Annotated in this window: 22 protein-coding genes; 20 read left to right on the forward strand and 2 right to left on the reverse strand. The window is 45.1% G+C overall.

Translation table 11 applies throughout. From position 1 onward, the window contains the following. Positions 1–71 precede the first annotated feature (71 nt). The 4 genes from CWI73_RS01800 to CWI73_RS01815 are packed head-to-tail and all read left to right on the forward strand — an operon-like array spanning position 72 to position 3531. Positions 72–767, forward strand: a complete 696-nt coding sequence (locus CWI73_RS01800; RefSeq protein WP_126751279.1) for a flagellar brake domain-containing protein — start codon at positions 72–74, stop codon at positions 765–767. Further along, on the forward strand, positions 764–1852 hold the full coding sequence (locus CWI73_RS01805) for a sensor histidine kinase (RefSeq protein WP_126751280.1): 1089 nt from the start codon (positions 764–766) through the stop codon (positions 1850–1852). Before CWI73_RS01800 ends, CWI73_RS01805 begins: the two co-directional genes overlap by 4 nt. Beyond that, on the forward strand, positions 1849–2673 hold the full coding sequence (locus CWI73_RS01810) for a LytR/AlgR family response regulator transcription factor (RefSeq protein WP_126751281.1): 825 nt from the start codon (positions 1849–1851) through the stop codon (positions 2671–2673). The genes CWI73_RS01805 and CWI73_RS01810 overlap by 4 nt, the downstream gene beginning before the upstream one ends. A gap of 12 nt (positions 2674–2685) precedes the next feature. Beyond that, positions 2686–3531, forward strand: coding sequence for a DUF6279 family lipoprotein (locus CWI73_RS01815; RefSeq protein WP_126751282.1), 846 nt, complete (start codon positions 2686–2688; stop codon positions 3529–3531). On the opposite strand, the gene pyk is transcribed toward CWI73_RS01815, so the two are convergent. Next, a complete protein-coding gene (gene pyk / locus CWI73_RS01820) occupies positions 3528–4958 on the reverse strand; it encodes a pyruvate kinase (RefSeq protein WP_126751283.1) in 1431 nt (476 codons plus the stop codon). The two genes, CWI73_RS01815 and pyk, sit on opposite strands and share 4 nt — an antisense overlap. Before the next feature lie 107 nt (positions 4959–5065). Here pyk and msrB point away from each other — a divergent pair, with 107 nt between their 5' ends. Further along, complete coding sequence (msrB, locus tag CWI73_RS01825; protein WP_126751284.1) at positions 5066–5464, forward strand: peptide-methionine (R)-S-oxide reductase MsrB; 399 nt, start codon at positions 5066–5068, stop codon at positions 5462–5464. On the opposite strand, the gene CWI73_RS01830 is transcribed toward msrB, so the two are convergent. Continuing rightward, positions 5449–6252 (reverse strand): DUF2989 domain-containing protein, encoded by an 804-nt coding sequence (locus CWI73_RS01830; protein WP_126751285.1) that lies wholly within the window; start codon positions 6250–6252, stop codon positions 5449–5451. The genes msrB and CWI73_RS01830 overlap by 16 nt on opposite strands. A 156-nt stretch (positions 6253–6408) precedes the next feature. Here CWI73_RS01830 and CWI73_RS01835 point away from each other — a divergent pair, with 156 nt between their 5' ends. The 15 genes from CWI73_RS01835 (at position 6409) to pyrD (ending at position 26844) form a co-directional block, all read left to right on the forward strand. Then, entirely contained in the window at positions 6409–7854 is a 1446-nt protein-coding gene (locus tag CWI73_RS01835) for a glyceraldehyde-3-phosphate dehydrogenase (protein ID WP_126751286.1), read from the forward strand. Between the two features lie 64 nt (positions 7855–7918). Next, a complete protein-coding gene (locus CWI73_RS01840) occupies positions 7919–9046 on the forward strand; it encodes a M14 family metallopeptidase (RefSeq protein WP_126751287.1) in 1128 nt (375 codons plus the stop codon). Positions 9047–9090: 44 nt separating this feature from the next. After that, positions 9091–10767 (forward strand): alanine/glycine:cation symporter family protein, encoded by a 1677-nt coding sequence (locus tag CWI73_RS01845; protein WP_126751288.1) that lies wholly within the window; start codon positions 9091–9093, stop codon positions 10765–10767. A 128-nt stretch (positions 10768–10895) separates the two neighbouring features. Next, the gene (locus tag CWI73_RS01850; protein WP_126751289.1) at positions 10896–11222 is read left to right on the forward strand and encodes a hypothetical protein; all 327 of its coding nucleotides are present in this window, start codon (positions 10896–10898) and stop codon (positions 11220–11222) included. A gap of 2 nt (positions 11223–11224) precedes the next feature. After that, positions 11225–11512, forward strand: a complete 288-nt coding sequence (locus CWI73_RS01855; RefSeq protein WP_126751290.1) for a YeaC family protein — start codon at positions 11225–11227, stop codon at positions 11510–11512. A gap of 12 nt (positions 11513–11524) precedes the next feature. Continuing rightward, complete coding sequence (locus CWI73_RS01860) at positions 11525–11989, forward strand: GAF domain-containing protein (RefSeq protein ID WP_126751291.1); 465 nt, start codon at positions 11525–11527, stop codon at positions 11987–11989. Positions 11990–11994: 5 nt separating this feature from the next. After that, positions 11995–12285: a hypothetical protein gene (locus tag CWI73_RS01865; RefSeq protein ID WP_126751292.1), complete on the forward strand. Its 291-nt coding sequence runs from the start codon at positions 11995–11997 to the stop codon at positions 12283–12285. After that, complete coding sequence (gene proQ / locus CWI73_RS01870; RefSeq protein ID WP_126751293.1) at positions 12278–12904, forward strand: RNA chaperone ProQ; 627 nt, start codon at positions 12278–12280, stop codon at positions 12902–12904. The genes CWI73_RS01865 and proQ overlap by 8 nt, the downstream gene beginning before the upstream one ends. A 9-nt stretch (positions 12905–12913) precedes the next feature. Next, the gene (gene prc / locus CWI73_RS01875) at positions 12914–14974 is read left to right on the forward strand and encodes a carboxy terminal-processing peptidase (protein WP_126751294.1); all 2061 of its coding nucleotides are present in this window, start codon (positions 12914–12916) and stop codon (positions 14972–14974) included. A 116-nt stretch (positions 14975–15090) separates the two neighbouring features. Further along, positions 15091–16473, forward strand: coding sequence for a sodium-dependent transporter (locus CWI73_RS01880; protein WP_126751295.1), 1383 nt, complete (start codon positions 15091–15093; stop codon positions 16471–16473). 11 nt (positions 16474–16484) lie between these two features. After that, positions 16485–17939: a Na+/H+ antiporter NhaC gene (gene nhaC / locus CWI73_RS01885; protein ID WP_126751296.1), complete on the forward strand. Its 1455-nt coding sequence runs from the start codon at positions 16485–16487 to the stop codon at positions 17937–17939. A 19-nt stretch (positions 17940–17958) separates the two neighbouring features. Further along, positions 17959–20547, forward strand: coding sequence for an aminopeptidase N (gene pepN / locus CWI73_RS01890; RefSeq protein ID WP_126751297.1), 2589 nt, complete (start codon positions 17959–17961; stop codon positions 20545–20547). A gap of 22 nt (positions 20548–20569) precedes the next feature. Beyond that, positions 20570–20794 (forward strand): DUF2835 family protein, encoded by a 225-nt coding sequence (locus CWI73_RS01895; RefSeq protein ID WP_126751298.1) that lies wholly within the window; start codon positions 20570–20572, stop codon positions 20792–20794. 198 nt (positions 20795–20992) lie between these two features. Beyond that, positions 20993–25840 carry an NAD-glutamate dehydrogenase gene (locus CWI73_RS01900; RefSeq protein WP_126751299.1) on the forward strand — a complete coding sequence of 1616 codons (4848 nt, stop codon included), beginning with the start codon at positions 20993–20995 and terminating at the stop codon, positions 25838–25840. Continuing rightward, on the forward strand, positions 25840–26844 hold the full coding sequence (gene pyrD, locus CWI73_RS01905; RefSeq protein WP_126751300.1) for a quinone-dependent dihydroorotate dehydrogenase: 1005 nt from the start codon (positions 25840–25842) through the stop codon (positions 26842–26844). The genes CWI73_RS01900 and pyrD overlap by 1 nt, the downstream gene beginning before the upstream one ends. Positions 26845–26894 lie beyond the last annotated feature (50 nt).

Below are 26894 nucleotides of genomic sequence, written 5' to 3' on the forward strand. Positions count from 1 at the left end.
GTCTCCTTTGCTTGACACTGACTGACATCTAGCGATCATAGTAGCATACCGACAGCTAGCGCGAGACCCGTATGAGCACCAAAAAAATCACTGAACTCGTTCCCGGACAAAGAATTGAAGTACAACTGACTAATTCAAACGTGCCCGCACGGTTTTTTACCGAGTTTATCGGCGCCTTAAAAGATCGCTGGCTTATTCTTAATATGCCGGATGCAAGAAAATACAGTGACTTAAGGGACTATATCGAGGAAGCGATTCCCGTCGTAGTACGGTTTGTGTTAGAAGCGGGTAATGGGGAAATTTGTGCCTTTCGAAGTGACATCAATTACATCGTTTCACACCCAACGAAGATGCTGTTTATTCGTTGGCCTAACGAGGTTGAGTATCGTGTTATTCGAAAAGGTCGCCGGTTTGATGCGTTTTTAGCAATGGTTGTAGAGGGACAGTCGACTGAAGGCGATAATATTTCTTTGAAAGGTCATGTGTTAGACGTTTCTGAAACGGGATGCCGCGTTAAGCACGAACTGCCGGAAGAGAACGACAAGGTGCTATGGGAAAACGGCAGTAAAGTCGACCTAGTCATAGAGCAAAAAAATAACCGTAAAGTGACGTTAAAAGCCATTGTTCGTCAGGTTAAACGAAACGACCACTATGAATTAGGTTTACAGTTTTTAGGCAACCAGAAAGACGAAGTGAATGCGTTGTTCTCCGGAAGCTTAGTGGATATTGAAGAGTTGTCTAAACTGGAGGCGTCAGGAAGCGCATGAAGCATTTGTTGAATCAGTGGCAAATGCTGATGGAAAATAGGAACCGATTCTTCTGGCTGTTACAAGCCGGCGGTTGGATTGGCTACGCGTTAGTGAACTACATCGGCTCACTCATGCATGAAATGCGTGATATTTACACGCTTATTATTATTCTTGGAGCCTATGCTGGTTTCCTTCTCACGATTCCTCTGCGTTATTTCTACCGGCGGATATGGGAAATGGCACCACCGCTTATGGTGCTTATTGCTATCGTTGCGTCTTATGTTATTTCGGTGCTTTGGGCCATTATTGATAACGCGACTTACTGGGAAATTTATAAATTTGGATTCAGACCTGACAGCCCATTCTTTTATTTAAAAAACAGCCTGGCGAAGTTTTATATTATTTTAAGCTGGAGCGGGCTGTATTTTGGTATTAAATACTACCAAATGCTGCAGGAAGAAAAGCAGAAAGCACTGTTGGCTTCATCTATGGCGCACCAGGCGCAATTAAAAATGCTGCGTTACCAGCTCAACCCGCACTTTCTGTTTAATACGTTGAACGCGATATCAACACTTATTTTGATAAAAGACTCCGACAAAGCCAATAAGATGGTTAATAAGTTGAGTCGATTCTTAAGGTTTTCGCTTGATAACGATTCGATAAAAAAAGTGCCGCTGGAAAAAGAAATTGATGCGTCGTTGTTGTATTTGGACATTGAAAAGGTTCGCTTTGATGAGCAACTAGAAGTGACTATAAACCTTGAGGAAGAAACTAAGCAGGCACTGGTTCCCAGTTTAATCTGCCAGCCGCTTATTGAAAACTCGATTAAGTACGCCATTGCGCAGGTCGAAGGGGTGGGGAAAATAAGTATTCAATCGAAAAAAGTAAACGATGATTTAGAAATAACCATCTGTGATAACGGTCCCCAACTGGAATCTGACCCTAATAAACTGTTCAGGAAAGAAGGCGTTGGTCTTAATAACACGCAGCAACGTTTACAGTCACTGTACGGTAAGCACTTTATATTTAACATGAGTAAGAACGAAGGCTCAGGTCTTTGTGTCACCATTGTTATACCTTTTGAAACACTGGAGAAAGTATGAGTCAGCGCTTAAAAACGCTCGTTGTTGATGACGAACCTTTAGCACGAAAGGGCTTGTCAGTGCGTCTGGAAGCTTTTGAAGAGCTTCAGCTTATGCAGGAGTGCCCAAACAGTCGCACGGCTGTCGATGTTATCGTCGAAGAAAAGCCGGATTTAGTGTTTCTGGATATACAAATGCCCGGACTGAATGGCTTCGAGGTCTTAAAAGCCGTTAAAGAGCAGGGGGGCGAATTGCCGACCGTTGTCTTCGTTACCGCTTATGATGAATATGCGATAAAAGCCTTTGAGGTAAGGGCGTTAGACTATTTGCTGAAGCCTGTCGATGACGACCGACTGAAAGAGTGTGTCGAACGAGTTATTGCTGAAAACAGCAGTTTCGATACCGAGCAACATGAAAAGTTGGTGGGTTTGGTTGCTGAAGTGACAGGGCAGAATGCGGAAGAACTGCTGAAAACCTTGTCGGAAGGTGGTGATATAGCGACGAACCAGTACCCCGAGCATATTGCGATTAAAGACAGCGGTGAAATTACACGGGTGGCTATTAAGGATATTAAATGGATTGATGCAGCGGGCGACTATATGTGCATCCACGCTAACGATGACACCTATATTTTGCGTCGTACCATGAAAGAGCTTGAGAAGGAATTAAGCCCTCAGCTATTTCAGCGTGTACATCGCTCTGCTATTGTCAATGTTAATCAGGTCGAGAAACTGTGTAATCAGCAAAATGGTGAATACCATTTACAGCTAAAAAATGGACAGCAGCTGAAAGTCAGTCGCAGTTATAAAGACAAAATTAAACAGCTGATTTTAGGTCAGTAATAGGCTACCACTATGCGCGTTCTGGGCTTCGCTTTACTAACTCTACTGGTGCTGTCGGGCTGCACAGCGAATATCGGCTACCAGTTTGCAGATACGCTAGTTGAATGGCGGGTAAAAGAGTACGTTGACCTTAATGACCAACAAGAAGCGACGCTTGCAAAAAAAGTGGATGAGCTTCATTTATGGCATGCCCGCACTCAAATACCCGAGTATCGCGAAGCGCTCTTTAACTTGCGTGAAAAGGTGCATAACCAAACGCTTGAGAAAGCCGATATTGTCGCTTTTGAAAGGACTTTACTGGACTTTTGGCAGAACGTGTTGAACAGAGTGTCCAAAGAAACGGCGTTAATTAACGACTTGTCGGTTAAACAAAAGCAGCAACTGTTTGAAAGAATAGAAGAGAAACAACAAGAGCGTTTCGAAAAATTTGAAGAGAAACAGTCTGAAAACCCCATTTTGCGACAGCTTGAGCAGGTTAACGAGGTTGAAAGTGACCTGGAAGACATTATTGGAGAGCTCACTGAGCAACAAGATAAATTACTTCGCGGCTGGGTTTCGAAAAAGCCTTCTCTGCAGGAAGACTGGTTAAACTACCGGGCAAAATGGCTCACTGAATTTGAAACGGTACTTCTTACCGAGCCAACCGACATTAATAAACTGACAGCTCTGATTCAAGACCCCAAACAACTGCGCTCTGAAGCACTTCAGGAAAAGATAGAGCAAAGCAGTGAGGCAAGAAATACATTTTTATGGAATATGTATTTGAGCTTGTCTGGCAACCAACGAAAAGCGGCAGTAGAGAAGGCCGACGAATACATCGACCTTCTTGATAGTATTATGGAAGACTTTAACGATTAACGGACTTCGATAATTTTACAGGTGTTGCTTGAACCAACCGTTTCCATTACATCGCCGTGTGTCAGAATAACCAAATCACCGGTTTTCAAGTGGCCTTTGGTTTTCAGCACGTCTATGGCTTCTAAAATAGGGTTGCTGGTTTTTGTTGAGTCAAAATCAATAGGGTACACACCACGGTACATAGCTGACTTGTTGCGACTTTCAGCATGACGAGACAATGAGAATATAGGCAAGTGTGAAGTAATCCGCGACATGAGCTTAGCCGTAAAGCCAGACTCGGTGAGTGCGACAATAGCGGCAACGCCACTTAAATGCGTAGCTGCATACATTGCGGACATAGCTGTTGCTTCAGTAATGCTGGAAAAAACCTCTTCCAGATCTTTATGATCGAGCTTCGCTGACGGGTGCGTTTCTGCGCCTAGGCAAATATCAGCCATGGCCTTTACAGTGGCTATAGGGTGCTTACCGGCAGCGGTTTCCGCTGACAACATCACCGCATCAGTGCCATCGAGCACGGCGTTGGCGACGTCCATAACCTCCGCTCGAGTTGGCATGGGGTTCTCAATCATCGACTCCATCATTTGCGTTGCAGTAATAACGACGCGGTTTAACTGACGAGCGCGAGAGATTATCAACTTTTGTTTACCAACAAGCTGAGCATCGCCAATTTCTACACCTAAGTCACCGCGGGCAACCATAACAGCATCGGACGCTCGAATAATGTCGTCCAGAGCATGTTCGCTGGCGACGGCTTCAGCACGTTCTATTTTGGCACAAAGTAGACCCTGGCCGCCGGCATCACGCAGCAAATGTCGGGCCTGGTTGATATCATCACCACTACGAGGGAAAGATACAGCTAAGTAATCAACACCAATTTTAGCGGCGGTTTTTATGTCTTCGTGATCTTTTTCCGTTAGTGCAGCGGCAGAGAGGCCGCCACCTTGTCGGTTAATACCTTTATTGTTTGATAGCGTGCCACCAATAGTGACAACTGTATGTACCTTAGTGCCGTCAATATCAGTTACTTTTAATTGCAGCCGGCCGTCGTCGAGCAAAAGAATGTCGTCAGGCTCAACATCTTGTGGTAGCTGCTTATAATCAAGCCCAACAGCGTGTTCGTCACCGGCGTCTTTCGCCATTTCCGCATCCAGCGTAAACTGATCGCCAACACTCAGTTCAACGTAGCTATTTTTAAAGCGAGCGATACGGATTTTGGGGCCTTGTAAATCGCCGAGTATGGCTACATGCGCATTTAATTCTTTAGCTATGTCGCGCACCATAGAGGCTCTTTCAATATGGTCGTTGGCGCTACCGTGAGAGAAGTTGAGACGAACTACGTTGGCACCCGCTTCAATGAGGGCTCGTAGGGTGTCTTTTGAGTCTGTGGCAGGGCCGAGGGTAGTAACAATTTTGGTGCGTCGAAGCATGCTTTACTCCAGCAATACAATTATTAGTAACATTAAGTTTAACATAGGCTTTATATCAGTAGTATGACAATAAAGTCTGTATTCATTTAAAAGCGACGGAGTGATCTATGGCAAATAATGAATGGAAAAAATTATCGGAAAGTGAATGGCGTGAAAAGCTGTCAGATGATGCCTACCATGTTCTAAGGGAAAAAGGTACAGAAAGGCCTTTCACCGGCCAGTATCTAGTTGCAGATAAACAAGGTGTTTATCGCTGTGCAGGGTGCGGACAGCCGATATTTGAAGGGGACACTCAGTTTGATTCACATTGTGGCTGGCCAAGTTTTGATTCAGCGATTGATGGCGCTGTTTATTATGAAAAAGACACTAGTCATGGAATGGTAAGAGTTGAGGTGCTATGCAGCCGCTGCGATGGTCACCTCGGACACCTTTTTAATGATGGTCCTACGGAAACCGGACAGCGGTACTGCATCAACTCAGTAGCAATGAGTTATGAAGAAGAGTAACGACCTTTAAATGTACCGTCCTTTATTTGATCCACAATTTCCTCTGCCTGGTCGTCCCAGTCATCGTATTCGTCTTCTGATGCGGTGACGATATTTTTCATGCTGTTTTTGTCAAGGTTGTCCTGACCAAGTTGCCAGGCAACCTGCGACCAGACATAGGCTTTTTCAGCTTTGCCTTCTTTAAGGTACATAGATACTAACGTCGAAGGTATTTCGGGGTTAATGCGATCACCTTCTTTATATAAGCGTAGGGCGTTGTAAAGCAGCTTGAATGTCTTTTCTGAGTCTTGCTTGGTGTAGTAGGTAGCCAGAGCGAGTTGCAGCTCGGGTGTCTGCATACGCTTAGAGCCTTCCATGGCCAACAGCTTATCAAGTGCGTCCGTATCTCCTTGATTAGACCAATGCCAGTAAAGCCAAAGAGGGTGCTCAGAACTTTCGGTTTCTTTTGCCAGCGCTTTTATATTTTTCTGCGAGTTAATATAAGCTTCAATACGGTTTGATTGCTTTTGCTTCAACTTTTTATGCTCGATAGTTGACGCCAACTCAATGCATTTGCTGTATTCCTGCAGGTCCTGCATCAAATAGTATTGGGTTTCGGGTGTTTTGTTCTGACTGACATCGTAACGGCTGAATATAAGTTGACGGCGTTCGGAATTACACCAGTTGTCATCATTTAAGTCGCTGCACATTGATGGAGTACCCTGACAAATTTCCCTAACTGTCGGAGCGCTGTCATAACATCCCGCCAGGGGAAGTAAGGCAATAAAAGCTGCGTATTTTTTAAACATAATCACCCGTTTACGATATCACTAAAAGCTGATTTTCTCTTAAAGTTGGCTTCATGCCGACCTTTTCAGTACAATACTGCGGATTTTTAAGCGTAGCACTTTATTTGCTTACTGAACACGCTCACTGAACATTAAGTACAGAGGACAGGGCTCAATATGAATGCTAACCAGCAAGATCCAACTCTAGCAAGCTGGCAAGAACGCCAGGAATACGCAGAACAAATGCAGCCGATTCTCGGCAAACTTTACCGTAATTTTGGTGTTGAAATCCTTGTTTACGGACGTTCTCTGCTGAACGTTTCGACCATTAATATCATTAAATCTCACCGTTTGATCCGCCGTTACGAAGGTCAAAAAATTCGTTTACGTGAGAGCTTTCCATTTTTGGAAGCTATGGCTGAGTTGAAACTGTCTCCAGCGCGTGTTGACTTAGGCAAGCTGGCTTATGGTTATCTGTTTGGCGGTAAAGCTGACGACTTGTCAATTAAAGACTATGTTAAACGTGAACTGGCTGACATTATTGACAGAGAAGACGATATTGAGCCGCGTGATGTTGTGCTTTATGGCTTTGGCCGTATTGGTCGTTTACTGGCTCGTCAACTTATCGAGCGTAATGGCGCCAATAACAAAATGCGTTTAAGAGCCGTGGTTGTTCGCGGCGGACGTGATGGCGACTTAGAAAAGCGTGCAAGTTTGTTGCGCCGTGACTCTATCCACGGTCAGTTTAACGGTTCTATTACCGTTGACCACGAGAACCAAAGCATTAAAGCAAACGGTACCAACATCAAAGTGATTTACTCTGATGGCCCTGACCAGGTCGATTACACCCAGTACGGCATTAACAATGCGATTGTTATCGACAACACCGGTATTTGGAAAGACGAAGCTGGCCTTGGTCTGCACTTAAAATCAAAAGGTGTCAACAAAGTCTTGCTGACAGCCCCTTCAAAAGGGGATATCAAGAACATCGTATTTGGTGTTAATGACAGCGATATTGAAGACAGTGATGCGATTGTTTCAGCGGCAAGCTGTACAACCAACGCAATTACGCCTGTATTGAAAGCCGTTAATGATAAATACGGTATTCGTAACGGCCACGTTGAAACGGTACACTCGTACACCAACGATCAAAACCTGATTGATAATTACCACAAAGCAGACCGCCGCGGTCGCTCAGCTCCGTTAAACATGGTTATTACCTCAACAGGTGCAGCAAAAGCGGTCGCTAAAGCATTACCGGAAATGGCTGGTAAGCTTACTGGTAACGCAATTCGTGTTCCAACGCCGAACGTGTCAATGGCTATCATGAACCTGAACTTAGAAAAAACGACCTCTCGCGATGAATTAAACGACTTCTTGCGTGACACCGCGTTGCATTCTGAGTTGGTTAACCAAATAGACTACACTGCATCAACTGAAATTGTGTCCTCTGACTTGGTCGGTTCACGTCATGCAGGTGTTGTTGACTCGCAAGCGACTATTGTCGATGAAGATCGTGCTGTATTGTACGTTTGGTATGACAACGAATTTGGTTATAGCTGTCAGGTTGTTCGTGTAGCAGAAGCTATGGCGGGACTTAAGGTTCCGAACCTGCCTAAATAACGTTAAAAGAGCGCCCGCCGGGCGCTTTTTTGTTGTAACAGTATTGCTTAATAAAGGGTGAATTATGCGTATTTCTGCTAACTTTGATAGTGGCAACATTCAGGTTATTAGCGCTGACAGCGCCGACAATATCCGACTCGCAATAAATAAAGACAACCAGTCCGAATTTTATCAGTGGTTTCACTTTAAACTTTTTGGTGAAGCCGGTACTGAGCACGTCATGGTCATTGAAAATGCATCGGGCTCAGCTTATCCAGATGGTTGGGACGGTTATGAAGCATTAGCGTCTTATGATCGCGAAACTTGGTTTCGTGTCCCGACAGAATACAATGGTAAAGAGCTGACCATTCGCCATACACCAGAGCAGGAAAGTGTCTATTACGCCTATTTCGTGCCGTACTCTTACGAGCGCCATCAGGACTTAATTCAGTCAGCTCAACAGTCAGTGGACTGTTATCACGAATTACTCGGCGAAACCATTGACGGTCGTGAGCTTAACTTATTGGTGATTGGCGAGCCGGCAGAGCACAAAAACACCATTTGGGTTACTGCGCGTCAGCATCCGGGCGAGTCTATGGCTGAGTGGTTTATGGAAGGCTTTTTAGGTCGCTTATTAGATGATGAAGACGGTGTAGCTCGTAAGTTGCTCGACAATAACGTCTTTTATGTTGTTCCTAATATGAACCCAGACGGCAGCGTTCGTGGGCATTTGCGTACCAACGCGGTAGGCACTAACCTGAACCGCGAATGGGCGGAGCCTAGCTTGGAAAAAAGCCCGGAAGTTTTCTACGTTTTAAAACGTATGGAGCAAACCGGCGTCGATATGTTTTTAGATGTGCATGGTGATGAAGCCTTGCCATATAACTTCGTTGCCGGTTGTGAAGGCATTCCGTCTTATGATGACCGCCACAAAGATTTGGAAGATACCTTTAAAGCAGCCTTGTTAACGGCGACACCAGAGTTCCAGACCAAGTATGGTTATGACCTTGATGAACCGGGCCAGGCTAATATGACAGTTGCCAATTCAGCGGTGGGCGAGAAGTTTAAATGTCTTTCGTATACGCTGGAAATGCCATTTAAAGACAATGCTGACTTACCAGATGAGGATTTCGGCTGGTCTGCGCCACGTTCGCAGCGTTTAGGTGAAGACGTATTAACCGCAATATTGGCAGTATCGCCAAAATTGCGTTAAAACTAGAGTGAATTAACAATAATAACAACAAGAGGGGGTCTTCCTTGGAAGCGCTCAATAATTTTCTACTATGGATTGATGGGTTCTTAGGCTCTGCAGCCTATTTCCCATTCATTCTGCTGGGTGTGGGTCTATTTTTCACGTTATATCTTGGTTTCCCACAAGTTCGTTACTTCAGACACGCATGGCGCGTTCTAGCCGGTAAATTTGACCGCAAAGACTCGCAAGGCGACACCAGTCACTTCCAGGCTTTGTCGACAGCCCTGTCCGGTACAGTAGGTACCGGTAACATCGGTGGGGTTGCACTGGCTATATTTTTAGGTGGTCCTGCCGCTATTTTCTGGATGTGGATGACGGCATTCTTGGGTATGACCACCAAGTTTGTCGAGGTGACCTTATCGCATAAATACCGTGTTAAAACCGAAGACGGCACTATGGCAGGTGGTCCTATGTATTACATGGATCGCCGCCTTAACATGAAATGGTTAGCCGTTATCTTTGCTGTTGCCACTATTGTTAGCTCTTTCGGTACGGGCAATATGCCGCAAATTAATAACATTGCTCAATCGATGGAGCAGACCTTCCAGATCGATCCTGTCTGGACCGGGGCTATTTTGTCGATACTGTTGGCGATGGTTATCATTGGCGGTATTAAACGTATTGCGGCGGTAACTTCAAAGATTGTTCCTATCATGGGGATTCTTTATGTTATCGGCTCTTTAAGCGTTATCTTCTTCAATATTGATAACATTGGTGAGTCATTCGTCTCTATTTTCAGAGATGCCTTTACTGGCTCAGCGGCTGCTGGTGGCTTTTTAGGGGCAAGCTTTGCGTACGCCTTTAACCGAGGGGTTAACCGTGGCTTGTTCTCGAACGAAGCAGGTCAGGGTTCTGCGCCAATTGCTCACGCCTCTGCGAAAGCGAAAGACCCGGTTGCGGAAGGTTTGGTATCGATTCTCGAGCCTTTCCTGGACACCATTTTAATTTGTACTTTAACCGGTTTGGTTATTCTCTCTTCTGGTGTGTGGACGGAGAAGCATGAGAATAACTTTGCCCGCAGTGACCTCGACTTTATTGTTGGTCAGTACAATGACGTTGATACTGACGATCGTGAAGAGCTTTATAAGTACTTGAACGGCTTCAGTGACACTGAAATTGAGCGTTACTCCGGTAAGCTGGAAGTGGTTGATGGTGAAGCGCAAACAGGTGGTGAAATTACTATTTTGCATGCCCGTTCAGTAGCTGAAGATGTTCGTTTTATTATTGCCGGCGAGGATGCCTATAACGGTACCGTTGAGATAAAGAACGGTAACTTAATAAAAGAAGACATCGAAGTGGTTGGTAAGTCATTGGTGCACTCGGCTGCGTTGACTTCATTAGCCTTCGCTAACGGCTACTTCGGCGATTACGGACAATATATTATTCCATTAACGCTACTGATGTTCGCGTTTTCGACAGCTATTGCCTGGTCTTACTATGGTGACAGGGCGGTTGTCTATCTAGTCGGGCAAAAGGGCGTTATGCCATACCGTATCCTGTATGTTGCTGGTTTCTTCTGGGCGTCTTTCGCAGATACCACACTGGTTTGGACAGCGTCGGCAGTTGCTATTGTACTGATGACGCTACCTAACTTGCTGGGTATGTTATTGCTTCATAAAGAAATGAAGTCGACTATTAAGTCTTATTGGAAAGACTTTGGTGACGCTGACAAGAAAAAATAAATTCTTTAAAGTCAGTTAAAACGGCCAGTTCTTGCTGGCCGTTTTTTTATTTTCTTATTCACTATGCTTGAAATTCAGCGCAAAAGCCTTATATTGCAAGGACTGCATAAGAGGTAGGTTATAAAATTATGGCGTTAACGAAATGCCCATCTTGCAATAAACGAATTTCATCAAAGGCTCGTGAATGCCCACATTGCCAATTTGTTTTGGCGGGGCAGAGCAAAGAAGATATTCAGCGTGAACGACGCCGCCTGAATCAAGAAAAGTCCGATAAACTTGTATCGCGTTCAATGTTGGCGCTAATAATTGCAATAGCTGCATTTACCTATTTATTTATGCAACAACCACAACCTCAATCATGGGGCTATAATATTGCCATTGGCGGTATTATTGTTGGCTTAGTTTGGTTTGTTATAAACCGAGTTCAGTTGGTGTTCTTGAAAAAGAAGCGATAACCATGCAGTTCGACGACTTAATAAATAGTATGACACCAGAGGTGTATGAGCGTCTGGCTCAGTCAGTTGAAACAGGCAAATGGCCTGACGGTAACAAACTGACAGATGAGCAGCGAGAAAACTCACTGCAGCTGGTTATGGCATATCAAGCCCGGTTTGGTAATTCCGACGAAGCTTATACGGTAGGCCCGGACGGCAATATTATTTCTAAGTCTAAGCGGGAATTAAAAGATCAGTTCCGCTCCGACAATGACACGGGTTCAATAGCCCGTTTCAAGCTCAATAACTAAGTTGAAACTACTATGAAAGCTCAGTTGTATTCCGACCTTTTACGCCAGTCCCAAGCTATTACAGAGGGGGAGCCTAACCTAATAGCTAATCTAGCCAACATTTCTGCCTTGTTGTACGACACTGTCGATGACATAAACTGGCTTGGGTTTTACCTAACCGACTCCGGTAATGAGCTTGTTTTAGGACCATTCCAGGGCAAAGTGGCGTGCGTAAGAATCCCGTTTGGAAAAGGTGTGTGTGGTGTTGGTGCGCAGTCTCAAGAAACGCAATGCATTAAAAACGTGCATGAGTTTGAAGGTCATATTGCCTGTGACTCAGCATCTAATAGTGAAATTGTGGCACCTATTGTCGTGAATGGCATAACCGTGGCTGTTCTCGATATTGATAGCCCATCTATTGGCCGTTTTGACAATGAAGATGCTGAAGGTTTTCAAAAAATAGCCGATTTCTGTAGCACGCTAAACTGGCCGAAATAACACTGATGTTTGCGGAATTCGATATTCATAGTTATTTAGTCACGCGCGAGAACGCTATATTCTTCGACGATGATGCCGAAGAAGCTGCGGACCAAATTAATGAAATGCTGCATCATATTAATGCGTTGCGCACAGATGACGATAACACAGAGCAATTGGAAGAAATGGTTCGTCGTACCCTGTATGACTGGATAGAAGAACCGGCTCTTTTAGAACTATCATTTGACGAAATGGACGAATACGTTCAAAACCTAATGGACGACGTTCGAGAACAGGAAGAAGAACAGAATGAGTGAACCGGAAAAACTAACGAAAAGCAAAGACGTTATTGCCTATCTAGCAGAACAGTTTCCTAACTGCTTTTCGTTAAAAGGTGATGCCAAGCCACTAAAAATAGGTATTTTTGAAGATTTGGCAAAGCGTTTAGAAGATGATGACAAAGTTAGCAAGACACGCTTAAGAACAGCACTTCGTCACTACACAAACAGCTGGCGTTACCTATACAGTATTAAAGCCGGAGAAGCTCGTGTGGACCTTGACGGCAAAGAAGCAGACAAGGTAACAGAAGAGCACCAGGAACATGCTCAGGAATCACTAAAGGAATCTAAAGCGAAAGCGGCACAAAAAGCGAAAGAAAAAAACGCTGCAAAGCCTAAAGCGCCGGCGAAAAAGAAAAAGTCTGAGGCGAGCAAATCTAGCAAGCCTAAAACCGCTAAGAAAAAGCCAAAACCGGAGCTTAAACTGGAAGAAGCGGAACTTAGCAAGCTTTCTGTAGGTCAACAGGTACAGGTAAAAGCTGGAAACCAACCCATGACGGGAACCATTACTGAACTGGACAAGGGTGATGTTCAAGTTCAGCTGGCCAATGGTCTCAGCATGAAAGTGAAAGCTGATAAGATATTTTTGCGCGCTTAGGAGCATTGAATGAAACACTTGGCTGTAAAAAGTTATTTATTGGCGTTAGCTGTTGCAGTACCTGCAGCTTACGCTATCCCCCCCAAACACAGTGTCGATGAGTTACCCGAATTAGAGCAGGAATCTCAGCACGATACAGCCAGTGAGCGTATAACCTCCTATTTCACGCGTTATCATTTCAGCGGAATGACGCTGGATAACGAGCTGTCTGAACAAATCTACGACCGCTACTTCGAGATGATCGATTACAGCAAAATGTTTTTGCTGAAAGAAGATGTTGAAAGTGCGGCTGAATATAAGCACTTGTTTGATGACATGCTTAAAAGCGGTGAGCTCGACGTTGCTTATGATATTTATCAAAACAGTTTAGAACGCCGTTTTGAACGCTATACCTATGCGTTGTCTTTGCTTGACGACGAAAAGCCAATGGACTTCTCGGAACAAGGCGATAAGTATTATTACGATCGCGAAGATGCTGAGTGGGCTAAAACGGAAGAAGAGCTCAATGAACTTTGGCAAAGCCGCGTTAAATATGATGCGCTTAATTTAAAGCTTGCCGGTAAAGAGTGGCCTGAAATCGTTGAAACCCTGGGTAAGCGGTACAATAGTGCACTTAACCGTTTAACGAAGTCTAAGAGTGAAGATGTATTTCAGACGCTAATGAATGCTTTTGCTCGCTCTGTGGAGCCGCACACCAGCTACTTATCGCCCTCGAATTCTGAGCGCTTTAAACAGAACATGAATTTAGAGCTTGAAGGTATCGGTGCTGTTTTGCAGTCAGAGTACGACTACACAGTTATCCGCAGTCTGGTTCCAGGTGGTCCTGCTGATAAAACAGGCAAATTATCGCCCGAAGATAAAATTATCGCTGTTGGTCAGGGCGAGGGCGAAGATAAAGAAGAGTTTGTTGACATTATTGGCATGCGTCTGGACGACGTTGTTGAGCTAATAAAAGGGCCGAAAGGCACCACTGTGCGCCTTCAGGTACTTAAGTCCAGCCAAGGGGCAGGCGGCACGCCAAGTGTTGTCAAGGTTACTCGTGACAAAGTTAAACTAGAGGACAGAGCCGCTAAAGCAGAAGTGAAAACCATTGAAGAAGGCGTTTATGAAGGCCAGAAAATGGGCGTTATTGAAATACCCGGTTTCTATAACAACCTGACGGCTGACGTTCAAAAGCTGATTAAAGACCTTCAGTCTGAAAATGTGGAAGGTCTTATCATCGATTTACGTGGTAACGGCGGTGGTGCCCTGACAGAAGCTATTGGGTTAACCGGTTTGTTTATCGATAAAGGCCCTGTCGTACAGGTAAGTGACGGTCGTGGTCGTGTTGATGTGAGTGAAGATAAAGACGGTAAAGTATTTTACTCCGGACCTCTGTTTGTCATGGTTGACCGTTACAGCGCGTCAGCTTCCGAAATATTCGCAGCGGCAATGCAAGATTACGAGCGCGCGCTTATTCTGGGTGAAAATACCTTTGGTAAAGGCACTGTTCAGCAGCACCGTGGGTTAGCGCGTCGTTTCGACTTTTTTGATGAGCCTCTGGGTAGCGTGCAGTATACCATTGCTAAGTTTTATCGTATTGACGGTGGCAGTACGCAGCTGAAAGGTGTTCAGCCTGACATCGTATTCCCTTCCTTTGTTGAGCCATCAGAATGGGGCGAAAGCAAAGAAGATAATGCGCTACCGTGGGACAAAATCAAAAAAGCAGACTTTAAGCCTGTCAATCGAGTTGATGACTCAGAAATTGAAGTGCTGCAAACACGTTTAAATAAACGCATTGAAAAAGCGCCGGAATTTGAGTTCATCTTTGAAGATATTGAGCGGTACCGCTTGGAAAAAGATAAAACCTGGGTCAGTCTTAATTCGGAAGAGCGTAAGAAAAAAGAAGATGAGCAAAAAGCTCGCCAGCTTGAACGAGTCAATGCTCGATTAAAACGAGCGGGAATGGAGCCAGTTGAAGATATCGAAGACGCTCCTGAGGAAGTAACTGAGGTTGACCCTTACCTTGATCAGGCATTGCTTGTAGCGATGGACTTCATTAACGGCGAGGAACTTGCCGCGAATAACTAATGGACATTGTTTCACTGAAATACCGCCTTAACTGGCGGTATTTTTTTAATACAACTGACAACAACAGAAGCGGTTGTGATATAACTCAATAAAATAATAACAATAACTAAAATACGATGACAAACAATCAAACAATCTCAAGCCGCTGGTCCAGCCGGTTAAGTTTCATTTTGGCATCCTCCGCAGCAGCCGTTGGACTGGGCAACATTTGGAAATTCCCTTATGTCATGGGGGAAAATGGCGGTGGCGCGTTCGTTCTTATTTATTTGCTGTGTATTCTTGGCATTGGCATTCCTATCATGATAGCCGAGGTCATTATTGGTCGTCGGGGCCGTCATTCACCTGGATATGCAGCAAAGTCTGTCGCCCTGGAGTCAGGGAAAAGTTCGTTTTGGCAAAGCGCTGGTTGGCTGGGTATGCTAACAGGGTATTTAGTTTTAAGTTTTTACGCGGTTATTGCCGGCTGGGCATTAGCCTACGTTTTCAAAGCAGGACAAGGGCTGTTTGAAGGCGCATCGGCAGAACAAGTGGGTAACGTTTTCACCGGGCTGCTCTCATCGCCAGGCGAGCTAATGCTATGGCATAGCCTTATTATTGTGGCGACGGTTTTAGTCGTCGGTAATGGTGTGAAAAACGGCCTGGAGCGCTCAGTCAGGCTGCTATTGCCAGCGATGATCCTATTATTGGTTGGTATCGCTATTTACGTTGGTAATATTGGTGACTTTTCAGCGGCAATCACCTTCATGTTTGAGCCAGACTTTAGCAAGCTGTCGGTAAACGGCGTAATGATTGCTCTGGGTCACTCATTCTTTACATTAGGCTTGGCGTCCGGCGTAGTGATTATGTACGGCGCTTACTTGCCTCGGGAAACATCAATTGTTCAAACCAGTTTGTGGATAGCTGTAATTGATACCATCGTTGCGCTACTTGCCGGTTTGGCCATATTTCCTCTGGTTTTCGGTTTCGGTCTTACGCCAAGCGAAGGACCAGGCCTTATCTTCACTACATTACCTCTGGCATTTGCAGAAATGCCTGCGGGTACGTTACTTGGCACTATCTTTTTTATCATGCTGGTCATAGCCGCATTCACATCAGCCATTGCTATGATAGAGTCGTCGGTCGCTTTTGTGGCAGAGAAGTTCTCCTTAAGCCGCTGGCCGGCTACATTAGTTTCAGGCCTCGTTTTGTGGTTGCTGGGACAACTCACCATTCATTCATTTGCCGGTAGTGAATGGGCGCAGCTTAGCGGCGAGTGGTTAGGTAAACCGATTAACTCAATTTTTGATATTATTGACCTTCTGACGTCGAGTATTCTTTTACCATTAGGCGGTTTATTGCTCGCAATTTTGGCTGGCTGGGTGATGAAAAGAGAGCACAGTGAAAATGAGCTGGACAGCCATAAACCCGTTTTTGACATCTGGTTGTTGTGCGTTAAATACATAGCGCCTGTAGCCATTATTATTATTTTCTTACAGCTAATTGGTTTTATAAAACTTTAGGTTAAAAATTAATGAGTCATACAAACAAACAACCAAGTTTGCTTCAGGCGCTTGTTCCATTAATGGCGCTAATTGTCATGCTGGCTTCATCCGTTTATCTATTCGGAGAAGACTCGTCTTACGGACCAAATCAAATTGCGCTATTAGTCGCCTCAGGCATAGCCGTTATTATTGGTTTTCGTAATGGTTTTAGCTGGTCACAAATAGAAGAGGGTATTACTGAGGGAATCTCTGTCGCCCTTGGCGCTATGCTGATAATACTCGCAGTAGGCTCATTAATTGGAACCTGGCTGCTGTCCGGCACCGTACCAACGCTTATTTACTTTGGTTTAGAGCTATTAAACCCAGGTTTGTTTTACGCTGCGAGCTGTATTATTTGCGGTATAGTCGCTCTTTCAATTGGTAGCTCCTGGACAACCGCGGCGACCATAGGTGTGGCGCTTATGGGGGTAGCTTCAGGCATGGGGCTTGAGCCTGCTATCGCGGCTGGTGCTATCGTTTCTGGTGCGTATTTTGGTGACAAAATGTCGCCGCTTTCCGATACCACGAACCTTGCTCCTGCGGTTGCGGGTACAGAGCTGTTCGCGCATATCCGTTACATGGGTTACACGGCCGGCCCAGCGTTTATTATATCAGTCATCATTTTTTTAATTCTGGGATTAAACGCAGACACCAATGTGAGCTTACAGCGTTTGGAGCAAATGCAAACACAGCTTCACGGAACCTTTAACATTGGTTGGGAAATGCTGGTACCACTTGCTGTACTTTTATACTTAGCGGCAACACGTAAACCGGCGTTACCTACAGTGTTCTTTGGGGCGTTATTAGGCGGTGTCTGGGCGCTTATTTTCCAGCCGGAAATGGTCACGCAAATTGCCGGTGAAGAAGGTTGGGTTGCATCGTTAAAAGTTGTTTGGCTGGCATTATCGGATGGAACGACCGTCAGCACCGGCAGCGCTAACTTAGACTCTCTGTTAAGTGGTGGTGGTATGGTTTCCATGCTCAACACCGTTTGGCTTATTCTGAGCGCCATGACATTTGGCGCCATTATGGAAAAAATAGGCCTACTTGAGCGTTTTATTCGGGGTATGTTAAAAGCCAGTAAGTCTGTTGGTTCACTCATTACCGGTACTTTATTTACCTGTTTTGGTGCCAACGTTTTAACTGCAGACCAATATATGGCTATCGTTCTGCCCGGACGTATGTTCCGCGAGGAATATGAGCGCCGTAACCTTGATCCTCGTGTGCTGTCTCGTACGTTAGAAGACAGTGGTACTATTACCTCAGCATTAATTCCATGGAATACGTGCGGTGCTTATATGTTCTCGGTGCTTGCGGTAAGCCCATTTGAGTATGGTATCTTTGCGTTCTTCAACTACTTAACACCGTTAATTGCTATCGTATTTGCCTACACAGGCTGGACTATTCTTTATAAAAAGCCAGAGCAAAAAGAAGCAACGGCTTAATCAGTAACGAAAGGAAGTTATGACACAGTTACCGAAAGCGAAGTATAGAAAAGATTATCAACAACCCGAGTTCACTATTTCAACGGTTGACTTAACCTTTGAGTTACACCCTGAGAATACACGGGTCACTAATGTTATGAAGGTTGAGCGCCAAGGGAGTCACAGTAAGCCGTTGGTGCTTGATGGCGAAGACATAACGCTAAATAGCGTCAAAGTGAATAATGAGGTTATTCCAGCCGAAAAGTGGAAGGTTGAAAATAACCAGTTGGTACTCGAAACAGCACTCGATAGCTTTGAACTCACCATTGAGAATACGGTTAATCCAAGCGCCAATGAGGCGCTTGAAGGTTTGTATTTAGCCGAAGGAACTTACTGTACGCAATGTGAGGCTGAAGGGTTCCGTCGCATTAGTTACTTCATGGATCGCCCCGACGTTCTGGCAAAATACCGCACAACGGTTATTGCCGATAAAGAAGGCTATCCATACTTGCTATCAAACGGTAATCGCGTTGAATATCGTGAGATAGAGGGAGGTAAACACCTGGCAGTTTGGGAAGACCCTCATCCGAAACCCAGTTATTTGTTTGCCTTAGTTGCTGGTAACTTCGACTTACTGGAAGATACTTTCACAACCAAAGATGGCAGAAACGTTGAGCTTCAACTGTTTGTCGATAAAGGCAACCTTCATCGAGCCCCACACGCCATGGAGTCGCTCAAAAACGCGATGAAATGGGACGAAGAGCGTTTTAATTTGGTTTATGACCTCGATATTTATATGGTCGTTGCCGTCGACTTCTTCAATATGGGGGCTATGGAGAATAAAGGCTTAAATGTCTTTAATGCCAAATACGTATTGGCGAATCCAGAAACTGCGACTGACCAGGACTTTCTCAACATCGAGTCGGTTATCGGTCATGAGTACTTTCATAACTGGACGGGTAACCGAGTGACTTGCCGTGACTGGTTCCAGTTGTCGCTGAAAGAAGGCTTAACTGTTTTTCGAGATCAGGAGTTTAGCTCTGACTTAGGCTCTAGAGCAGTAAACCGCATTAACGACGTCAAAGTTATTAGAAGCCATCAGTTTGCTGAAGATGCTAGCCCGATGGCGCACCCCATACGTCCGGATAAAGTGGTTCAAATGAACAACTTTTATACCGTTACGGTATATAACAAAGGTGCAGAAGTCATTCGCATGATTCATACCTTGTTAGGCGAAGAGGGCTTCCAAAAAGGCATGGCGCTATATTTTGAGCGCTTCGACGGCCAAGCCGTTACCTGCGAAGATTTTGTTGCGGCGATGGAAGATGCCAACGGAGCAGACTTTAAACAGTTCCGAAATTGGTATTCACAAGCGGGTACGCCAACAGTTTCTGTTGAGCAAGATTATGATGCTCAGCAACAAAAATTGGCTATTACCCTGCGCCAGGAAACGCCTGCAACGCCCGGACAAAGTGAGAAGGCCCCATTCCATATTCCGGTGAAATGGTCAGCGTACTCCTTAAAAGGGCAGCCATTGCAGTTGTCTGATGAACAGCTGATTCATCTGAAAGATAAAGAACTAACGCTAAGCTTCGAAAATGTTGCCGAACAACCTGTTTTATCGCTGTTTGAGAACTTTTCAGCACCGGTGAAAGTGAAGCGCGACATCAGTGATGATGAATTACGTGTTCTAATGGCTCACAGCCAAGATGAATTTAGTCGCTGGGACGCTGCACAAACCTTGTTTTCACGTAAGGTTGAGCAGGCTATATCAAATGATACAACTGTAGAGCTAGACGAACAAACGGTTACGTCTTGCCGAAATTTACTGCTTGGAAACAGCGATCCGGCTTTAATTGCTTTAGCGTTAACATTACCCACGCCTGCAACCATCGCTGAAAGCTTTAGTGTGATACCTGTTGAGCGAATTAACGAAAACCTCGATGCGCTTAAACAGAAGCTCGCTGAAGCGTTAAAAGAAGACTTTATTAGTGTTTACAATAAGAGTGTAACTAAACACCCTTATGAGTTGTCGGCACAAGACATTGCGGCGCGACAATTGAAGAAAACCTGCTTAAGCTACCTGGCCTTAACCAGCAACAGCGATGAACTGCTTGAGCAAGAATTTAATCAAGCGGACAATCTGACTGATCAGCTTGCGGCATTGCAGGCTGCTGTTTGGTCAAATCATTCACTGGCGAAAACTCTCCTGAAGGCCTTTGATAAGCAATGGCGTGGGGAAAAACTGGTGATGGACAAGTGGTTCAGTACTCAAGCGCTTGCCAATAACGAAGCGACCGTTGAGCGGCTGACTGAGCTTATGTCGCACCCGGATTTCAGCATCAAAAACCCGAATCGGGTTTATTCGTTACTGGCTGCTTTTACACAAAACCAAGCGCAGTTCCATAGAGCTGATGGTAAGGGGTACCAACTGGTAGCTGAGCAAATTAAAGTGTTGAATGACTTTAACCCTCAGGTCGCGTCGCGCTTATTGTCTGCGTTTGTCAGTTGGCGCCGCTATGACGGAAAACGTCAAGAGCTAATGAAAGCTGAGTTGAAAGGCATTCAGTCTTTACCAAACTTAGCCAGCGACTTGTTTGAAAAAGTAGAAAGTTGTCTAACTGAATAATTATTTAAGGTAGGCGAGTAACGTGATCATCCAGTATGTCTTTAGTCTGTCCATGAGCTATCAGGAATACTGTGATGTTTACTATAACAAGGGCTTTCAACAGGTCGTTGTAACCACTGATAACGGCACGCGGGTTGCTATTCCCGCGGGCCGCTTCATTAAGTTTATTGACAGTCAGGGCATAAGAGGGCGCTTCTGCCTACAAGTCGATGAAAATCAAAAATTTGTTGATTTAAGTCGTATCTAAAGACTTCCATTCAGTTAAATAACATAGTTATTTCTCAATCCCCGAAATATCTGGTCTAAACACTGGTTTTTAATGCGAAATAGCGTTGAAAGCCTATGATAAATGTCCGACAATAACATCAATCATAGATTCATTGGCCGCGGGCTGCATTTGGCTTGCCTGCGACGTTTCACCAACAACCTCAAGGACTCTGTAATTATGTCGTTGGTCGATAGTCAATCTCCGGTTTTACTGGAAAAAGTCGTTGAATTGATAAATAAGAAAGTTCCAGCCCCTCAGGCGCATTTAGTTGCAGATTTTGCCAAACGGTTATACCGAAATATTGCGAGCGATGATTTAACCAATCGTCACGATAGCGATATGTACGGAGCTGTTTTAGGACTTTGGCACAGCTTTAACGAATACACCCCTGGCGATAAGGCTCTCATTAAGGTCTATAACCCTGATGTTCCCACTGACGGGTGGGAGTCTCCACATACCATTGTTGAAATTATTCAAAGTGATATGCCGTTTATGGTCGACTCCGTGCGTATGGCGTTATCTCGCCTGGGGATTACGTCGCACTTACTGCTGCACATGCCAATTAGTCACAAGCGGGACAAAGAGCACCAAGTTACAGAGTTACAAAAACCCGGTACGCGTAGTAAAGATAATTACGTCGATACCGTGTTCCTGATAGAAATTGACCGTCAGACCAGTAAAGAAGAGATTAAGACACTGAAGAAAGAATTGGTCTCGGTAATGGAAGAAATTAGCCTGGCTGTTCAAGACTGGAAGCCAATGCGTGAGCGCTTGCAAGAAGTAGCCAAAGAGCTTGGTAACGATTTTTATCCTGGCGATAAAGCCTATAAAGACGAGGCTAAGAAGTTTCTTAAGTGGTTGGCAGACGACAACTTTACATTAACCGGTTATCGTGAATATGAGCTCAGCCCGGTGAAAGGCGACTATGAGCTAAAACAGATTAAAGAGACGAGCCTTGGTTTGATGAAAAATTCGGTCAGCGATAAAGGTCGTTTGGTTTCATCATTGCCGGAAGATGCTCGCGAGATCATTCAGAATGATCGCCTGTTACTATTGACCAAAACCAATTCTAAATCCCGTGTTCACCGTCCTGCGTACTCGGACTATATTGGTATTAAGCGCTTCAATGAAAAAGGTGAAGTTATTGGTGAACACCGCTTTATCGGTCTTTACTCCGCCAGCTTCTATAATAACAGCACCTCGGATATTCCTCTGGTTAGTGAAAAAATCGAGCGTGTTTTGGAAATGTCTGGTTTCGCACCACAGTCTCATGCCGCAAAAGCGCTACTGAATATTTTGGAAACCTACCCACGTGACGAAATTGTTCAAGCTGAAGAGGATGACTTATTAGAAGTCGGCCTGGGTGTGCTGCAAATGCAAGAGCGTGATATGACTCGTGTGTTTTTGCGCCGAGATATCTTTGGTCGCTTCATGTCATGCATGGTTTACGTGCCGAAAGAGCGCTATAACACCTTACTGCGTGAGCGAACGCAAAGCATTTTGGCAAGAACATTCAAAACGGAATACGACGTTGACTTTACGACGTATTTTTCAGAGTCATCATTGGCGAGAACGCACTATACAGTCCGCTTGAGTGATGGTCATCAGACGATTAACGTGAAAGATTTGGAGCAAAACTTGATTGAAGCTGCACGCACTTGGGAAGATAATTTCGAGAGGATTTTACAGTCAACATACGGTGAAGCTCAGGCGACGCGTCTCAACAAGCGTTATTCTTCAGCTTTCCCTCGCTCATACAAAGAAGATGTACTGCCGTCGGTGGCTATTTCAGACATTAAGCAACTTGAGTCATTAGACGATGACCACAAGTTGGGCATGGTCCTGTATCGTGCGCAAGAAGAGAAAGACGACAGTAAACATCTGCATCTGAAACTATTCCATAAAGACGAGCCTATTCATTTGTCTGACGTGCTGCCGATGCTCGAAAACTTTGGTTTACGAGTTATTGGTGAAAGTCCGTATCAGATTAAAACCAGCGATGGTCATATTTTCTGGGTTCTTGACTTCCAAATGCTTCACACTGCGGGTTCACTGGACTTAGATGAAAGTCGTGAAACCTTCCAAAATGCCTTTGCTAAAGTATGGGACGGGCAGCTTGAAGACGACGGCTTTAACCGTTTAGTACTGGGTGCGGGTATGAATGGCCGCCAGGCAACCATTTTGCGCATGCTTGCTAAATATATGCGCCAAATTGGTACAACATTCAGCCAAAGCTATATTGAAAGCACCTTTAGTAAGTATCCGCTGCTGGCTAAATTGGTTGTGAAAATGTTCTATACCAAGTTTGAACCGGGCACTAAGGATGTCGAGAAAAAACTCGAGGCGCTGCATACACGTATTAACACCGAGCTAGATAACGTTGCTAACTTAGATGACGACCGCATTATTCGCCGTTACGTTGAGCTCATTGATGCCGCACTTAGAACAAACTTTTTCCAAACCGATGAAAACGGCAACGATAAGCCTTATATCTCATTGAAATTCCTGCCGGAAATGGTGCCGGAAATGCCGCTGCCATTGCCGAAGTTTGAAATTTTCGTTTACTCACCACGTGTTGAAGGTGTTCATTTGCGTGGCGGCAAAGTTGCTCGTGGCGGCTTGCGCTGGTCTGACAGACGAGAAGACTTCCGCACTGAAATTTTAGGTTTGGTCAAAGCACAGCAAGTAAAAAACACCGTTATTGTGCCGGTTGGGGCAAAAGGTGGCTTTATTTGTAAAGCGCTGCCGGAAGATCGTGAAGGCTTCATGGCAGAAGGTCAGGCGTGCTACAAAACCTTCATTCGCGCATTATTAGACATTACTGACAACATTATTGAAGGCGAAATTGTTCCGCCGAAAGACGTTGTGCGTCACGATGAAGACGACCCATATTTAGTGGTCGCGGCGGATAAAGGCACCGCAACGTTCTCGGACATCGCTAACGGTATCTCTGCCGAATATAATTTCTGGTTAGGCGATGCGTTTGCGTCCGGTGGCTCAGTGGGGTACGACCACAAGAAAATGGGTATTACCGCACGCGGAGCCTGGGAGTCTGTTAAACGTCACTTCCGTGAAATGGGTATTGACTGTCAAACCACTGACTTTACCTGTGTTGCTATCGGCGATATGGGCGGTGACGTATTTGGTAATGGCATGTTGTTGTCTAAGCATACGCGCTTACAAGCTGCGTTTAACCACATGCACATTTTCATCGACCCTGAACCAGATGCAGCCAGCTCCTGGAAAGAGCGAGACCGCCTTTTCAAAATGCCACGCTCAAGCTGGGATGATTACAACAGAGAGTTAATTTCAAAAGGCGGCGGAGTTTTCTCGCGGAGCGCGAAAGCCATCGAGCTGACACCTGAAATTAAAAAGATGATTGGCACCAACAAGAAGTCCATGACACCGAACGAGCTGATCAAAGCTTGCTTGACCATGGAGGTCGATCTGATTTGGAACGGAGGTATTGGTACTTACGTCAAAGGTAAAGCGGAAACCGATACTGACGTCGGCGACCGTGCCAACGACGCACTACGTGTGAATGGTCGCGAGCTCAAAGCAAAAATTGTGGGTGAGGGCGGTAACCTCGGGTTCACTCAACTTGGACGTATCGAGTTTGCTCAAAAAGGCGGTCGCATTAATACTGACTTTGTTGATAACGTGGGTGGCGTCGACTGCTCGGATAATGAAGTCAACATTAAGATCTTGCTGAACGGTCTGGTGACCAGTGGTGACTTAACACAGAAGCAGCGTGACAAGTTACTGTATGACATGACTGAAGAAGTCGCTGAGATTGTTCTGGATGACTGTAATCGCCAAACACAGTCGTTATCAGTCACTGCGCTTCGCGGCGCCGATCAGGTAAAAGAGCTGCAACGCTTTATTCATCAGCTGGAACGTGACGGTGCGCTGAATCGTCAATTGGAGTTTTTACCAGATGATGATGAACTGGCCGAACGCCAGGCGTCGAACCAGGGCTTAACTCGTCCAGAGCTTTCAGTATTAACCGCTTATGGAAAAATGGTTCTGAAAGAACAATTGATCACAGACGAGATCACTGAAGATCCTTACCATGCGCGTGAGCTATTTGATTCGTTCCCGGTACCACTGCGTGAGCGCTTCGCTGAAGCAATGACATCGCACCCGTTGAAAGGGCAAATCATTGCAACTAAGCTGGCCAACAACATTGTTAATGACATGGGGCCAAACTTTGTATTCCGTAAGCAAGAGGCGACAGGAGCTAGTGTTGCAGAAGTTGCCTCAGCTTATGTTGTTGCACGTGAATGCTTTAAAGTTGAAGAGCTTACCGACAAAATTGAAGCGCTGAACAATAAAGTACCAGCTGAGGTGCAAAACGACGTATTGTTCCAGCTTCGCCGCATGGTTCGCCGAGCGACCCGTTGGTTCCTGCGCCACAGAAACCCAACGTTGAATGGTATTCAAGAGCACCTGGATTTCTACATGGGGGCATTTGATGATCTTCGCAAAAATTGTCTGAAATATATGATTGAAGACGAAGCGAAGGTAATTGAAGAAACAATTGAGAAATACAAGGAGCATGGCTTCCCGGCTGAACTGGCGAAACATGTTGCCAGCTTGAGCACCATTTTCTCTGCTATGGACCTAGCTGAAGTGGCTAACGAAAGCGGACAAAACCTGAAAACGGTTGGAACACTTTACTTCCGTTTAGGTGCTGAGCTTAACTTACACTGGTTCTTAACGCAGATTAATAACCAACCGGTTGCTAACCACTGGCAAGCACTGGCTCGTGCCGCTTTCCGCGAAGAGCTGGATTGGCAGCAACGCTCACTGACGCAAGTGGTATTAAAAGCAACGTCAGACGCGAAAGATCCAGAGAAGATGATAAGCGAGTGGGTCGAGAAAAATGAAACTCTGCTGTACCGTTGGCAGCAAATGCTTTCTGACTTCAAAACCACTAAGAGCCACGAGTTTGCTAAGTTCTCAGTCGCATTACGCGAGCTGATGTTACTTAGTCATAACTGTGCACCAAAAGTATCCAGCTAATGTACGGAATTATTCGTTCATGGCTGTTTCGCCAAGACGCCGAGCGCACACATGAGTTTGCGCTCGGTATTTTAAAGCGTTGGCACAACACCCCGTTGTCGCTGTTTTGGAAACAGAGTGTCCCAGATAAACCGTGCGAGGTGATGGGTATTCGCTTCCCTAACCCGGTGGGTTTAGCGGCAGGTCTTGATAAAAACGGCGAGTGCATAGATGCTTTTGGTCAAATGGGCTTTGGATTTGTCGAAATAGGGACTATCACACCAGTTGCTCAACCGGGTAATGATAAACCTCGCTTATTCCGCTTGGTAAATGATGAAGCCATAATTAACCGAATGGGCTTTAATAATGAGGGTGTTGATAAGCTTTTGGTGAATGTTAAAGCTACTTCTTATAAAGGCGTACTTGGCATTAACATTGGCAAAAACAAAGTAACCCCGGAAGAAGAGGCAATTAACGACTACCTTATTTGTCTTGAAAAAGTCTATCCATACGCAGATTACGTCACCATTAATATTTCATCGCCCAATACGCCGGGTTTACGTAATTTGCAGCATGGTACGGCATTAGATGACTTGCTCAGTAAACTAAAGGCATCTCAGACTGACTTGCATAAAAAGCATGGTCGCTACGTACCTTTAGTCGTGAAAATTGCCCCGGATCTAACAGCAGATGAAGTTACTGTAATGGCGAAGTCACTGCTTAATGCCAACATTGACGGTGTTATCGCAACTAACACAACACTTGCTCGTGACCATTTAACCGACTCGCAGGCGTCAGAAGCCGGCGGCCTTAGCGGGCGTCCGCTTCAAGAGAAAAGCACTGATGTTATCCGCCACTTAAGTAACGAGCTTCAGGGGAAAATGCCGATTATTGGGGTAGGGGGTATTAATAGCGCCGCTGCGGCTAAAGAGAAATTAGCTGCCGGAGCAAGTTTAGTTCAGGTTTATACTGGGTTTATTTATCACGGTCCCAAACTTATTAAAGAAATTGTTAACGGCTTGTAATAAGAACTTGACTCTAGTATCTTTAGGCGTATATCGCTAGTCGCACTCGA

Source organism: Idiomarina piscisalsi (assembly GCF_003987095.1).
Taxonomy (GTDB): Bacteria; Pseudomonadota; Gammaproteobacteria; order Enterobacterales; family Alteromonadaceae; genus Idiomarina; species Idiomarina piscisalsi.

What these genes read in the sequence shown, in the direction of transcription:
- proQ (WP_126751293.1), top strand. Translation starts at nt 12,278, where the DNA reads ATGAGTGAACCGGAAAAACTAACGAAAAGCAAAGACGTTATTGCCTAT.
- CWI73_RS01835 (WP_126751286.1), top strand. Translation starts at nt 6,409, where the DNA reads ATGAATGCTAACCAGCAAGATCCAACTCTAGCAAGCTGGCAAGAACGC.
- CWI73_RS01815 (WP_126751282.1), top strand. Translation starts at nt 2,686, where the DNA reads ATGCGCGTTCTGGGCTTCGCTTTACTAACTCTACTGGTGCTGTCGGGC.
- CWI73_RS01850 (WP_126751289.1), top strand. Translation starts at nt 10,896, where the DNA reads ATGGCGTTAACGAAATGCCCATCTTGCAATAAACGAATTTCATCAAAG.
- CWI73_RS01900 (WP_126751299.1), top strand. Translation starts at nt 20,993, where the DNA reads ATGTCGTTGGTCGATAGTCAATCTCCGGTTTTACTGGAAAAAGTCGTT.
- pepN (WP_126751297.1), top strand. Translation starts at nt 17,959, where the DNA reads ATGACACAGTTACCGAAAGCGAAGTATAGAAAAGATTATCAACAACCC.
- CWI73_RS01880 (WP_126751295.1), top strand. Translation starts at nt 15,091, where the DNA reads ATGACAAACAATCAAACAATCTCAAGCCGCTGGTCCAGCCGGTTAAGT.
- CWI73_RS01805 (WP_126751280.1), top strand. Translation starts at nt 764, where the DNA reads ATGAAGCATTTGTTGAATCAGTGGCAAATGCTGATGGAAAATAGGAAC.
- prc (WP_126751294.1), top strand. Translation starts at nt 12,914, where the DNA reads ATGAAACACTTGGCTGTAAAAAGTTATTTATTGGCGTTAGCTGTTGCA.
- CWI73_RS01810 (WP_126751281.1), top strand. Translation starts at nt 1,849, where the DNA reads ATGAGTCAGCGCTTAAAAACGCTCGTTGTTGATGACGAACCTTTAGCA.
- nhaC (WP_126751296.1), top strand. Translation starts at nt 16,485, where the DNA reads ATGAGTCATACAAACAAACAACCAAGTTTGCTTCAGGCGCTTGTTCCA.
- msrB (WP_126751284.1), top strand. Translation starts at nt 5,066, where the DNA reads ATGGCAAATAATGAATGGAAAAAATTATCGGAAAGTGAATGGCGTGAA.
- CWI73_RS01800 (WP_126751279.1), top strand. Translation starts at nt 72, where the DNA reads ATGAGCACCAAAAAAATCACTGAACTCGTTCCCGGACAAAGAATTGAA.
- CWI73_RS01855 (WP_126751290.1), top strand. Translation starts at nt 11,225, where the DNA reads ATGCAGTTCGACGACTTAATAAATAGTATGACACCAGAGGTGTATGAG.
- pyrD (WP_126751300.1), top strand. Translation starts at nt 25,840, where the DNA reads ATGTACGGAATTATTCGTTCATGGCTGTTTCGCCAAGACGCCGAGCGC.
- CWI73_RS01830 (WP_126751285.1), bottom strand. Translation starts at nt 6,252, where the DNA reads ATGTTTAAAAAATACGCAGCTTTTATTGCCTTACTTCCCCTGGCGGGA.
- CWI73_RS01840 (WP_126751287.1), top strand. Translation starts at nt 7,919, where the DNA reads ATGCGTATTTCTGCTAACTTTGATAGTGGCAACATTCAGGTTATTAGC.
- CWI73_RS01860 (WP_126751291.1), top strand. Translation starts at nt 11,525, where the DNA reads ATGAAAGCTCAGTTGTATTCCGACCTTTTACGCCAGTCCCAAGCTATT.
- CWI73_RS01865 (WP_126751292.1), top strand. Translation starts at nt 11,995, where the DNA reads ATGTTTGCGGAATTCGATATTCATAGTTATTTAGTCACGCGCGAGAAC.
- pyk (WP_126751283.1), bottom strand. Translation starts at nt 4,958, where the DNA reads ATGCTTCGACGCACCAAAATTGTTACTACCCTCGGCCCTGCCACAGAC.